The sequence below is a fragment of the Sulfidibacter corallicola genome, from assembly GCF_017498545.1.
Lineage (GTDB): Bacteria > Acidobacteriota > Holophagae > Acanthopleuribacterales > Acanthopleuribacteraceae > Sulfidibacter > Sulfidibacter corallicola.
Map to the genome: position 1 here is coordinate 668,132 of NZ_CP071793.1, position 13,460 is coordinate 681,591.

A 13,460-nucleotide genomic window follows, 5' to 3' on the forward strand; every position below is an offset into this window, starting at 1 on the left:
GCCCTCGGCCCAAAGAGGCCAGGCGATGGATTGTGTGACACCAAAGCGCCTACCCGCGGCGCTTTCGCGATTTCGCCAGGCGGCAAAGTGGTCGAGGAAACGATTGGCGTAAGCGTAGTCGCTCTGGCCGATATTGCCGAGTAAGCCGGCGATCGAAGAGAACAGGATAAAGTGTTTCAGGTGACGGTTGCCGAGCGCCGCATCCAAATTCAGCACGCCTTCGACTTTGGGCGCATAGACGTGACGCCATTGCGCGAGGGTTTTGTCGGCCAGCCGGCTGTCGTGCGTCACACCGGCCGCGTGGATCACACCTTCGATTGGCCCCTGGCGACGGAAGATTTCAGCCAGAACCGTTTGTACCTGGCTGCGATCCCTCAGATCACAGCGGTAGTAGTGCGTTTCACCGCCGAGCTGACCCAAGCGCTGCTCGGTGTGTTCGATTTCCGTGCCGCGAGGACTGCGGCCCAAAAGCGCCAAGCGGGCACCCTGGGCGGCGAGCCGGTGCGAAAATAATTGACCCAGGCCGCCCATTCCGCCGCTAATCAACCACAAAGTGCCTGGCTCAGCCTGCCACGTGCGCGTTTCAAGCGGACGCCGACGGTATTGTTTAATCTCACGAACGCCGCCGCGATAACGAATTTCGGTCGCATCGTCATCGGTTGCGCTAACTTCGCCCCACTGTAAATCGGGTCGGTTGCGGTCAACGGCCGTCAGGCTGGTTTTGAGACGCGGTATTTCACGGTGAACCGACTGCAAAAATCCGCTTAGCGCGGCACAGGCAAGTCCCGATTTGGTTTGGCCGTCGTAAAACACGCGCCAATCGATGCGCCGGTCGAGCCGAATCTTGGCCAGCGCCGCCGCAAACGCAAAGCAGGCGCTCACGGCGCGGGGTGGCGCCGTGCCGATTTCTTCGTGCCACCGCAGCGGCCAAGCGTGAATGAATCGGTGTGGCAACCGATCGGATTGAATCAAGTGTCGGAGCAGCTCGCCGTAGTCTTCGATGGAGGTTGGGTCCAGTTCGAAACGCTGTGCGTCCAGTTGGCGGAAACACGCGCCGGGTTGGACCAGCAGCGCATTGGGCCATTGTTGGCACTGCTTCCACAAGGGGCCGGCCTCGTCGAAGAGCAGAATGGCCGGTTGAAAACGGTCGGCAACGGTCGGGTGCGCGGGAAGCCAGGCCTCATCGAAGAGGGTGACCTCCGCGCCGAGCGGCGATTGTGGCGCAGTACTGGGGCGAATTGACGGTGTGAGGCGGCGTGCGCTGAACTGAACGAATTCAGCGACGACCCGGCCTTCGTCGTCAGCCAGGATCAGGTCGAACGTGAGCATGCCGCGGCCGACAGCGGTGCGTCTCGAATAAACCCACAACGCGCCTTGCAGCTTCCGATGGATCCGTAATTCGCCCAGGGAAAAGGGAATGTAGGGCGCGGGATCGCCGTTTTGAACGGGCGCGAGGCAGGCTGTTACCTGTAACGCGCCGTCGAGCAAGGTCGGTTCCAGGAAGTCGCCCCCAGGGTCGGTGACGGTACCCGGCAGTGCGTCGGCGCGCGTAATCCGGGCCAAAGCCTCGTCTTCACTGTGACCCAGTTCCTGGATGGTTTGAAAACTGGGGCCGTAGTTGAGCCCCTGCGCGGCGAACGCGGTGTACACCCTTGCCGCGCTTTGACGGTGCGGCAAACGCGCAGCGATGCCCTTGAGGTGGAGCGGCGCGATGGTTTGCGGCCGATCCCGGTGAAGGCGCCCTTGTACATGGCTGATTTCTTCACCCGCGCTGTCGGCGGTGACGATGGTAAACGACAAGCTGCCGTTGTGCGGTTCTAGGCGTGTCCAAATCTCGCTGCTAGGTAGGCGCGGTTGCAAAGGCTGTGTCCAGAAAACGCGACTGAAACGCCGAATCGGTTGGCGGGTGGCAATCGCGCCGGCGGCACGAGCGAGTTCGAGGTAAGCCACGCCCGGTAGCGTGATCCGGCCCTGCACGAGGTGATCGGCCAATAGGCTTGCATCAAGCGGGCAGTTGCACAGGCATTCGAAGCGTTCGAATGTCGCGCGGTTGTGTTGCGAGAGCGGGTGCAACCGGTTCGTGGGTTGGGTCGCTTTGGCCGGTGGGGCGATCGGTGCCATCGGCTCAGCCATTGGCATCGCTTTGCCGGCGAAGGGGTAGGTCGGCAGGACGATCCGGCGCGGTGTGTGGTTGTGGTGGAGTAAGTGCCAGTCGACATCGGCGCCCAGAACCCAGATCTGTGCGAGTTGCGGCAAGTCGCCTTCTTCAGCCAACGCCTGAACATAGAGTGCGCCGGGGCGGCCCTTGAGCTGGAAACCTTGGGCGGGGCCTGTGCGGCTGTCATCACACCACAACCCGTCCGCGTTGTCGGGGTTCTCGGCAAAGCGACGCAGTATCGCGGTGGTTTGGTTGAGGCCGTTGGCAACCAAAGCCAGGCGGTGGCGATGATGGACGCGACCGATTTGTAGGGTGAAGGCGACATCGGCCAAACAGGGGCGATCGTCGTCGGGTGCCTGACTGCTTTTGTCTAGAAAGGTCGCCAGTTGTATTGCGAGCTCGGTGAGTTGTTGTGGCCGCGTTGCAGAAAGCACGATCACTTGCGGTCCAAACGCCTGGTCGGCAGGGTTGGCGCGATCGGGCGCCTGGTAGCTTTCGAGAATCAAATGGGCGTTGACACCGCCCGCGCCAAACGAACTGACGGCAGCGCGATAGGGGAGCGGTTGGCCTTGCTCATTTTGTTGACGCGACCAGGCTTGGCTTTTTTGTTGTACGCGGAACGGCGTGTGCTCAAAGGCAATATTGGGGTTGGCTTGGGTTGCGTTGAGCGATGGAACCAGGCGGCGATGACGAAATTGCAGCAGAATTTTGGTGACGCCGGCGATCCCGGCGGCAGCTTCCAGATGGCCGATGTTGGCCTTGACGCTGCCGATGGGACAGGGTTTGCGCTCGGCGCTGGGGCTGCCGTAAACGCGGCTCAGTGCTTCGATTTCAATCGGATCGCCAAGCGCGGTGCCGGTGCCGTGCGCTTCCACATAGCCGATTTGGGTTGGATCCAGCGCGGCCTGATGCAGGCAGGTGCGGACCAATGCGGCTTGGGCGTTGGGGTTGGGGACCATGTACCCATTGGTGTTGCCGCCATGGTTGATGGCGCCGGCAAGGATGACACCATGGATTGGGTCGCCGTCCCGTTGTGCGTCCGCCAGCGGTTTGAGTAACACCACGCCCACACCTTCGCCGGGAACGAAACCGTCGGCGCCCGCACCAAAGGGACGGCAAACGCCGGAAGGCGACAGCATGCGCTTTTGGCACATCCACAGGTACTTGGTCGGGTGGAGGAAAAGGTTGACGCCTCCCGCCAGGGCGGTATCACATTCCCCCTGTTGTAAACTGCGACAGGCCATTTGAATCGCCGTCAGCGATGAGGAGCAGGCCGTGTCGACCGGCAGGCTTGGACCCTGGAACCCAAAGACATAAGAGATGCGGTTGGCCAACGACCAGGGCAGTGAAATCGGGATGGTGCTTTTGCCCGATTGCCAATGAGCCGGACCTTGCAATGCAAACCCGTAGTTGGTTACGCCGGCGAATACACCGACGCGGTTGGGGCGGTCTTTGGCGGCCCCTTTGAGCTGGGCGGGTGTGGTCGCAGCGTCTTCGATCGCCGCCCAGCAAGTTTCCAGAAAAAGCCGTTCTTGGGGATCCATGGTTTCGGCCTCACTGGGGGCGATGTTGAAAAAAAGTGGGTCGAAACGTGTGATTTGGTCGAGGTACCCGCCCCAGCGGCAGTAAATTTTTCCTTCTCGGGCGCGTTCGGGATCGGCGTCGAACCACGCCTCGGCGTCCCAGCGATCACGCGGAACTTCGTCGATGCAGGTCTCGCCGTTTTCGAGCCGGCTCCATAAGCTATCGAGGTCGGGGCTTTTGGGATACCTACCGGCCAGGCCGATGATCGCAATCGGTTGTGTCGGGGTGCCGTCGCTGTCTCTGCTTGCACGGATCGGGCCTGTTGGCGGCGGCAGCGGTTCCCTTGGCGTGCCGGAATCGTCGCCGGCTTGGTCGATTGCAGCGGGTCGGTGCGCGCCGGCATTTGTTCCGGTCTCGGGTAACTGAAGCCGATTGCCGTAGCGTTGCGTGAGATGATCGGTCAAAAGGTCGAGCGTTTCGAAGCGGTAGAGCAACGTCCGCGAAAAGTCCTCGGGCAAGTAGCGGCTGACGGCCTCGTTGAAGCGATTGACCAAGATCGAATCGATACCGTAATCCTTGAACGGGATGTCGGTCTCGATGCGGTTGCGCGGTAATTTCAATAACTTTGAAAACAGGCTGATCAACATCTCGGCGACCGCTGCGCGCGTTGTGGCGCCTTCATTGGCCGAGGGATGGGCCGCCTCTTGCGCTTCTGGGGTCGGTGACTCGAGTCGTTCGGCAAGCGCCAAATGAGCTGTAAAACGCTGCTGGTCCCCATGGTTGATGATCCAATGAGCGGCTGAGCGGGTGTCGCCCTGGAGCAGGCGGTCGAGCAGTGCACAGCCTGATTCGGTGCCCATTGGTTCCATGCCGCTGGACGCGAAGCGTGAGGCAAAGGTTTGCGGATCCAGTTGCATGCCGCCGTCCTGCCAATAGGGCCAGGCTAGTGATAGCGATAGACCACAGCGCCCCAGCCGGCGGCGCTGTTGGGCAAAACCATCGAGGTAGCCGTTGGCGAAGGCATAATCTGCCTGACCTTGGTTGCCGAGAACGGCCGATACCGAGCTCATACAAACAAAGGCTTTGAGCTCCTGATCCTCGCAGGCTTCGTCCAGATGATGGGCGGCTGCGATTTTGGCGCGCAGTACACGAGCTGCACGCTCGCGTTCGAATTGGACCAAATAGCGGTCGTCGATGGTTCCGGCGGCATGAAGCACGACATCGATGCCGCCGAAGTCGCGTTTGACCGCGTGCACCGCCTGTCGCGTGGCATGGGCGTCGCCGAGATCGACGCTGTAATAACGAGCGATGGCGCCGAGAGCCTGCAAACGGTCGAGCTGGTCCTGTTGGCGCGGACCAAGCGGGCTGTGGCCCAATAGCGCCAGTTGGACCTTGCCCTGGCGGCTCAAGTGCTGCGAGATTCCGGAGCCCAAGGCGCCGCACCCGCCACTGACCAACCACACCGGCGGCCTTGCGGCTCCCGGCATGGGAGCGGCGCTCGGCAATTCGGCTGGCGCGAAGGTCGCGTGGTAAAGCTGTCCTCGTTCAAAACGCAGTGTGAGCGCCTGCCGCTGTTCCAGGGTGGCTGAGAGTGCTGCCGTAATGTCGCGAGGGTCGTTTGCGCAAAGTTCGAGGCTGCTCAACGCCAGGTTGGGTTCTTCACGATGCACGACACGGCTCAGCGCTGCAACCGATTGAGCGAACGGTGAGCCCGACTGTTCGGACTGTGTCACCAGTAGGATGCGATGGATGATGTGCCGGGGTGCCGTGAGGAGCCGGCGTAAATCGGCCATCAGGTCGAGCGCCGCGTCAATGGCCGCGTTCGCGGGTTCGGTTCCCTCGATCTTGGGTGTCACGAACCATATTAGCTGTTGGGAATAGGGGCATTGCATCACTTCTTCAAGGTTGTGATAGGGGCGAAGGGTGGTCGCTGCGGTCAAGTCGGTCAGGCTTTGATCCCTCACGCCGAGCAGGGCGCAACCCGTTGGCAGGCATGTCTGTTCGTTCGACGTGGGAAACGGGCGCCACTTGGTTTGGAACAGACCGATCTGTGCCATGGGGTTTTTTTCGCCGGCGATGGGTCGGTGGTGTTCGTTCGTTGCCCCGATCGAATCTTCGCGACGGGCGATCGGTGGTGTTGGCGCGCCGCCCGTTTCAGGGTTGGCCTGCAAACGCAAGGTCGCCAAGGGATCGAAGCCTTCGATCCAGTAGCGCTCGCGGGCGAATGCATAGCCAGGTAGCGAGATGCGCCGCCCCTTCCAACCGGCCGCATAGCGCGACCAGTCGAGTTGTGCACCTTGGCGGTACCATTCGGCCAGGCGTTTCAAGTCGTTTCGCAGCGCGGTTAGGCTGCGCTTTTCACCATGGGCGGCACACAGTTCTGCGAATGCTTGCGGGTCATGGGTCCCATCGCGTCGTATTTTGCAAATATCGCTTTGTTTGGCTTGCATTAGGTGGTGTTTGAGTTCCGTCAAATCTTTGGCAATTATCGTCAAACGCTGGTTGAAGTGGTCGCGGCCACACAACAACGTGGTGGCGACGTCGGCGGGATGAAGGTCGCCGTTGGTTGGCGCGGCGAGCCAGTCCGCCAAACCTTGTACTTGGGCCAGGACCGCTTCTGGTGTTTTGGCGCTGAAGACAAACAGGTACGCAGCTTGTTCGCGCGGTTGCGCGCGTGGATCGGTCGGCGCTTCCTGTAATACCGCGTGGGCGTTGGTACCGCTGAATCCAAATGAGCTGATACCTGCCAGACGCGGACCACCGCCTTCCGGGAACCATCGACGACATCCGTTGCTGATCAGAAAGGGACTGCCGGCCAGGTTGAGGTGCGGGTTTGGGTTTTGGTAACCCGCACTGGGCGGTATGGTGCGGTGTTCCATCATCAACAGGACTTTGATCATGCCGGCGATCCCGGCGGTCATGATCGTATGGCCGATGTTTGCTTTGTGCGAGCCGAGGAAGCAAAAGTGTTTGCGGTCGGTTTGGTTGCGGAACGCGTCGCACAGGGCCTTGAACTCAATCGGATCGCCTAGTTTGGTACCGGTGCCGTGCGCTTCCAGATAGGTTAGGTCTTCCGGAAAGATACCCGCCCGCGACCATGCATCGAGGAGTAATGCGCGCTGGGCGGGACCGCTGGGCGCGGTAATGCCCGTCGTATGGCCGTCGCCGTTGATGGCGGTGGCACGAATCAAGCCGCGGATCGGATCGCCGTCGGCAAGGGCGGCCGAAAGCGGTTTCAAAACCAATGCGGCCACCCCTTCGCCAACGGCAATGCCGTCGGCTGCTCGGTCAAAACTGTGACACCTTCCGCTGGGCGACAGCATTTCAGTTTTGGCGGCCATCACCAGGAACTCGGGCGACGGCATTAAAAAGACCCCGCCCGCGAGTGCCATTTCGGCTTCGCCGTTTTGCAGTGCCGTGAGCGCTTGGTGGACCGCCACCAGGGAAGCAGAACAAGCGGTGTCCACCGCCATGCTGGGACCGCGAAAGTCGAAACAATAGGAGAGGCGGCCGGCGAGAATCGCATTATCGGTACCGAGAAAGGTTTTCGATTCGATTTCTCGAGCCAACAGCGTTTTGTCGCGGTAATCGGAAGTGCGGGCGCCGATGTAGACACCGATCCGTTTCCCTGCAAGTTGGTTGACGGCGAGGCCGGCGTCCTCGAAGGCGTGGTAGCTTTCTTCGAGCATCAGTCGCTGTTGGGGATCCATGCGTTCGGCTTCTTGAGGCGAGATATTGAAGAATAACGGATCGAAGTGATCGATTTGGTCCAGCAACCCGGCGGACGCACTATAGCTACAATTGATTCGGCTGCGATCGGTGTCGTGCCACTTGTCCTTCGACCAGCCGTGGCGGTCGACGGTTTTGATCGACGATTTGCCCGCGGCCAAGTTATCCCAGAAGCGATGGATATCGGGCGCGTCAGCGAATCGCGCGGCCATCCCGATCACGGCGATTGGCTGATTGGATAGGGTTGGCCGATTGGCCGGGGGACCCTGTGGTGCTTCGCGACCCTCGCCCCCGGCCGACACCACTGCCACGGGTTCTGTCTCCGTCTCGAATTCATGCGCGTTGGAGACCGCCAAATGTTCTGCGAGCTGTTTGGGTCCGCGAAAATCGAACACGATTTCGGGCCCTAACGTCAATGACCAGCGTTGATTTAGCTGCTCGGCGAAACTGACGCTCTGAACCGAACTCAAGTTGATCTTGCTGAAATCGCAGTCGGCCTCGATTTCAGCCACTTGCTGGATGTCGGCGATGGTGCGCAAAATCGACTGCAAAACTTCGTCGAACGAGCGATGAGTTGGCGCGTCTTCGGGTGAGAGCGATGTGCTCATGGGCGGATCTCCTCAATCGAACCCCGCCAGTCTCGACGGGAAAAGGTTGAACGTGCCGGCAGCGCTAGGCCTGGACCGCGTTGCCAATGCATTGGCCGCTGAGCGGGTCAACCTCGGGCTGTGTCGGGTTTCGGATCAATGAATTCAGGTAAAACGAGAAACGTATGAACGAAATAGGCATCGTTGGGAAGAGAAAGTAATCGACGTAGGTGTCTGGGGCTGTTTGGCTTCTTGCCGATCGCACAAAGTTCCCGCAAGGTTGGGAAGGCGGTGCTGCACGGCTTTCCATGAAAAATTTTGGTCTAAGTCTCATCGATTGAGATACTTCGTGCGGTTTTAAGTGTGCCGGGGTTGTGGCCACCCTTGGCAACGATGCGTTGCCGCCGCCCTTTCTCCGATGGATGAGTCGGTGCACGACGGGCCGGCGATCTGTTGGACGCGTGGGTCCCTGCGTCGTCGAACAGCGCGTGCGAAGGGATTCGGTCATGGTTGCGAGGTCGAGAAAGAGGGCGGGTTTCGTGAACGTCTGCTCCGTGGTGCGCGATCCTGTAAGGCGTTCGAGCGACCGTTGGTGAACGCAGCCGGTTATTCGGGTTTTCGTCCCGAAGCAATGCACAATTTGCGCATGATGGTGTGGGGACGGCTTTGTAACATGTCGCGCCATTTACGAGAAATCGTGGCCAGCGTTTTACTGCATAAATAGCCTTCTTCCACGAGTTTGGCCGGAATGCCGACGCCTTCCGAGGCCAGGAAGATGTCATCACCGGTTAGCGCGTTATGCGCGACCACGATGTCGAAATGAATATCGACGAAGCCCGCTTCTTCCAGCAAGTTAGGTAACCGGCGTCCGATTCGCGGCGATCCTCCCTGAGAGCGCCGCGAAGCGCAATATGCTTCGAAGAGCTCCGCCAACTCCGGGATTTCCGGGTAGGTTAAGGTATGCAGCGAAAAATCGTTGTCGATGACAATTGCTAACCCGTTCGGTTTAAGGATGCGCTGCATTTCCTGCAAGCCCTCTAACGGATCTGCCAGGTGCTCGATCAGCAAGCGGGCCAAGCTGGCGTCGTAGCTTAGATCCGGTAGACGGTTCGCGGTGATTGAGTCGGTACGGACCTGGACCTGGTTGAAGCCGCATTGGGCCAACATGGCCTCGGCGTGGTCGGTAAGTACTTTGTCGATTTCAATGCAGGTCAGGTTTAGATCGGGAAATCGTTCCATGAGCCGGGCCGAATAGTAACCGGGTCCGCTGCCGAATTCGACCAAACTGAGCGCTTCATCGAGTCCGGCCTTGGTGTGAAAGGCAGCTTCCTGTTCCCAAAACAGATCGACCTGCGCGGCCAGCCGATCGATTTCCGCATTCAATTCACGGGCGACTGTGCTGATCACATAAGAATCTTCTCGCATGGGGGTACTCCTAAACCATTACCTGCCACAGCGTCACAACCTGGTGCTAAATCATCGTCGCTATAACAAAAACCCTTGTAAGGAAACAGCTTGGGTGATGACCTGGCGCGTCGCGGCATCCGCGAAGACCGAGTCCTGTTCTGTGTTCGCTGTGTGCTGACCTGATTTTCTTGTAGGGCTGCAGGGCGGGCGATGACCGCTGTTGCGGCATGTGGCTTTTCTTCAAGCCGAGCGAATGCCCGGGTCGACGCCGATCGCAATCGGTGGGTCATTCGCGACCCTAAAGCGGCACGCAAGTGAGGTGCTCCGAATGAGGCCTCACCAGGGTGTCCTGGGTATGGATGTTTTGAGTGGCAGTGAGGGGTAGTGATTGATGTCGTAACCGATACCATCCCAAAATTGGCACGTGTCGGTGAACGGTGCTTGGAGAATGGCCCGTGGTGTTTCGAGTTGGAGCCAGGTTTGACCGTCGAGAAACGGTAACCATAACGGCAGCACCGGATCGTCGACGATGCCGCCGGGCGTTCCGTTTGCCGCGAATTGGGCCCAATAGGTTTGCATTGCTTGGGAGACCGCTTTTTGGGCCTCACTAAAGGGCACGCCCAGGTTGGCGGCGGTTTGGAAAGTGAACGGCAGGTCGTCGCCGTGGCAAGCGAGGTCGAAGCATTCGGGTCCCCCGAACACGAAAAAGGAAGAGGGCTCGCCGAATACATAGGTATAGGTTTCTTCCAATGTGCCGGCCAGCGCGCGTGCGCTGCAGCGAAACAGGTAATCCGTATGAATTTGGGCGAGGGCGGCCGTGTTGTCGCCGAGTGGATCGCCCGGGTATTGATGCAGCACGGCGCGTGCTTTCCTGCCAAAAAAGTGGAAGAGCAAGGTGACATAAGTGGGATAGTTGATTTGACCTTGCGCGTCGCCGTAAGCGAAAACATAAGGCGTCACCAGGTTGGCACCCTCATCGCGGGTGAAACCGAGGATCAAGGGGACGGGACTGCCGTCTTCATGGAGTGCCGACCACGGCTCCCGAGTCACCAGGTCATCGTCGACCAAAGGCGACCAAATGAACTGGCTGGCGAAACCGTCGAACTGCAACGGGCGACCGAGGGCGGGGTTGGATTGGGCCGCGATGATCGCTTCCATCGGCATTTGGCGCGCGCAATCGAGATCGGAACAGTTCAGCGAATACAGGAAGAGGCGCGTAATCCAGCGCGCTTGAAACGTCGATTGCGGCTGAATGGGAAAGGGGTTGCTTTGTAGAATGGCGCGATCAAATAGCGCCTGGCTCGATGGCGCCCCGGCGAGATGCATCGCCACCATACCCGCACCCGCGCTTTCACCGAAAAGGGTGATGTTGTGGGGATCGCCGCCAAAAGCGGCGATATTGTCGCGCACCCATTGGAGGGCCGCTTGTTGGTCCATCAGGCCGTAATTTCCGGCGGCTCCTGAGCCGTATAAGAACCCGAAGGAACCGAGCCGGTAGTTGGGCACGACCACGATCACATCCTGGCTGCCGGCGAGGTTGGCACCGTCATAGACGGCTTGCCGGTTGGAGCCGATGACGTATGCGCCGCCGTGGAGAAACACCATGACCGGCAGGTCCTGATTCTCGCCCTGGGCCGGTCTCCAGATGTTGAGGCTCAGGCAATCTTCGCTAATGGGAAATTCGGCGCCGGGAATTGGCGGCACGAATTGAGGGCAGGCCGGACCGTATGACGACGCCTGGAAGGTTTCGCTCCAGGGTGATTTCGGGGTGGGCGCCGCCCATCGTTCGGCATCGGCGTAGGGAATGCCGAGGAAGGCTTCGACGGAATGGTTCTCGGCCGTTGTGAGATGGATGCCGCAAACCTCTCCACTGCCGGTGACAACGGTTTCGGTAGCGCCGTTTTGCTTGTGATCGGTTGTACCGGGACCTTGGAAGGCAAAAAGCGATGAAAGGGTTAAACCTATGGGGATGAGGAGTTTGGTAGGAAGCATAAACGTTCTCCAGAAGGGATATACATTGAAACAGGAATGAGATAGACGGCTGCGCTAGGCGTATCCAATTTGGGCTCCATTATCGGAATTTGGGGGAAGGACCTATCTGAACGCGCAGTAATGGGCGCCGCCTGATGGGTTCTTTCCAACACACGGCGCGTAACACAAGAGGACTATGGCAATAGGATCGGTAACATCGAGGTCCTGAGATTCGAGAAAGAGGCCCCGTGTCCAGGGCGGTGGGGTTGAAATGCAATTCTGTGTAACCATCTGAACCATATGGTGTTTCGAAAAGATCCGGATGAACCTTTGGGATGGCCGTTCTTTTTGAAGCGATATTGAATCTAGCGATTGACCATACCTCTCTGTCGACCGTCGCCCAGTCAGGCTCAGGCCTATATCCGGCTAAAATCGTTGAACGCCGCCGGCATGGGGAGCTGTGAAGGTCCTGCATTCGATCGGAAAAGGGAAAGGGCAAGGACTTGGTTCGAGAGATTCTGAAGGTCGAATTCGTTGTAATTTTTCTTGGTTTTGGGAGTTGTTATTTTTTTGATTCTGTGTGTTTCGTGGAATTCCCTGGGAATTAATGTGCTTTAAATTTAGGAAGGATGCTGCCTGTTTGCGAAATGTAGTTTTTGTATTGAGTGCCAAAGTGTCCAAGGAGGATTTGTTCTTCTTTTTTAACTCGCACGAAGTAAAAGGGAATAAACAAGATAAACATGCTCCATCCGGCGAACCAATTGCCGAGAAGAAGCCCTTGCGCCAAGGCCCAGAGCCAATGGGCTGCATACATCGGGTGCCGGGTGCGGCGGTAGACGCCTTCGGTAACCAAGTGTGAGGATTGCGCCACTTCCGTATCGATGTGCCAGTTTTGCCCGAGATCGGCATGGGAACGATAGAGCAACCAAATGGCCCAGGCAAAAATTGGTAGTCCGAGCGCTTGCAGCCAAATCGGCAAGGTGTAGTCGGCAAAGGCAAACCAGGGTGTAAGCAAATAGGTCAATGGGATCAGAACCATTCCGAGGGTCGGCAGGACCAGTAACGGGTCTTTTTTGGGTGGCGACTGCGAACGACGACCGGTGGTAAAGCGAGCGCGAACAGCCGAGCCGATAACGAAACCCGCAAGGTAGGACCATTCGAAAAAGGAAATCACGGGACCTCCCTGGCCTTTAATTGGGCCTGTATGAAGGTAAGGGTGTCGGTAGAGAAACGCTGTGAACTGATGCGACAGGGCAATCGTAATCGTAACTTGAGGTTAATGCGAAGATATTGCTAATAGTCGTTTGTGGGTTAGAGCTAAGGTCTAGGTTATTTTAACATACTGCGTAAAAAACAAGAAAGATTGCTCGTGCTATATGTTACAAAAACATGATTGATCACGATATTTCTAATGAATGCAGGCGTTTAAGATGGGTGATTGAATGGTGGAGGATTCATGCCTGGCGGTACGGAATTCCTCGAGGCGGCTCCTTTTGCTTGATATTTGTGTGGGACAGGCATAATTGGGAGCCTTGGCGGTAGGGTGAGTCCGATGGGTAGCTGGTTCAATATTTATTTTATTTAAGTTATTTATTATTTCATTTAATTTTTATTTTTTACAAATTTACGCAATATACGTTTCTTTGTGTATAGACCGCCGCGAAGTAAAAGACTGGACTCGTGAAGGGTTCCCGGTTCGAAGTTGGGTATTTCCTGGCAATACCGCCGAAATCGCTCGGCAACCAGAAACCCTCCGAGGTGTACCACGCCACCGAAGCTTAAGTTTGGCACCTTTTGGTCTAGACAATGGGGTCCACTATAGTGTTCGAGAGAATGGGCACTTGGCATTGCCTTCACGGGGGAAGCCATGGCTTCGCTCTTTGTCCCAAAAATTCGACGAAGCAGACTTCGCTTCGATTGGTGGAGCAAGCTGCTCCACCTGCTGCAGCTCCGCCCCTCGGGGAATGCGAGTACGCCATGCGTGGATCACTTCGAGAAGTTCCTTGGGCGGGTTTATCGCCCCGTAAGCATGAGTCCAAACAAAAAAAGGCGCCCGCCGAGGGCGAGCGCCGTTAGATTGCCGA

General features: G+C 58.2%; 4 protein-coding genes (1 of these 4 cut by a window edge). All 4 read right to left on the minus strand.

Annotation, left to right across the window (positions count from 1 at the left end; translation table 11 throughout):
• A protein-coding gene (locus J3U87_RS01925; protein ID WP_237381334.1) for an SDR family NAD(P)-dependent oxidoreductase crosses the window boundary here: on the minus strand, positions 1–8,019 show its 5' portion. The gene continues 2,412 nt to the left of window position 1, outside the view; only the first 8,019 of its 10,431 coding nucleotides appear in the window; its start codon is at positions 8,017–8,019; the stop codon falls past the left edge of the window.
• Between the two features lie 585 nt (positions 8,020–8,604).
• Positions 8,605–9,423, minus strand: coding sequence for a class I SAM-dependent methyltransferase (locus J3U87_RS01930; RefSeq protein WP_237381335.1), 819 nt, complete (start codon positions 9,421–9,423; stop codon positions 8,605–8,607).
• 318 nt (positions 9,424–9,741) lie between these two features.
• A complete protein-coding gene (locus J3U87_RS01935) occupies positions 9,742–11,397 on the minus strand; it encodes a carboxylesterase/lipase family protein (RefSeq protein WP_237381336.1) in 1,656 nt (551 codons plus the stop codon).
• Positions 11,398–11,980: 583 nt separating this feature from the next.
• Positions 11,981–12,550, minus strand: a complete 570-nt coding sequence (locus J3U87_RS01940; RefSeq protein ID WP_237381337.1) for a protein-S-isoprenylcysteine O-methyltransferase — start codon at positions 12,548–12,550, stop codon at positions 11,981–11,983.
• Positions 12,551–13,460 lie beyond the last annotated feature (910 nt).

Coding starts and splice junctions, on each gene's coding strand:
- J3U87_RS01935 (WP_237381336.1), bottom strand. CDS start 11,397: ATGCTTCCTACCAAACTCCTCATCCCCATAGGTTTAACCCTTTCATCG.
- J3U87_RS01930 (WP_237381335.1), bottom strand. CDS start 9,423: ATGCGAGAAGATTCTTATGTGATCAGCACAGTCGCCCGTGAATTGAAT.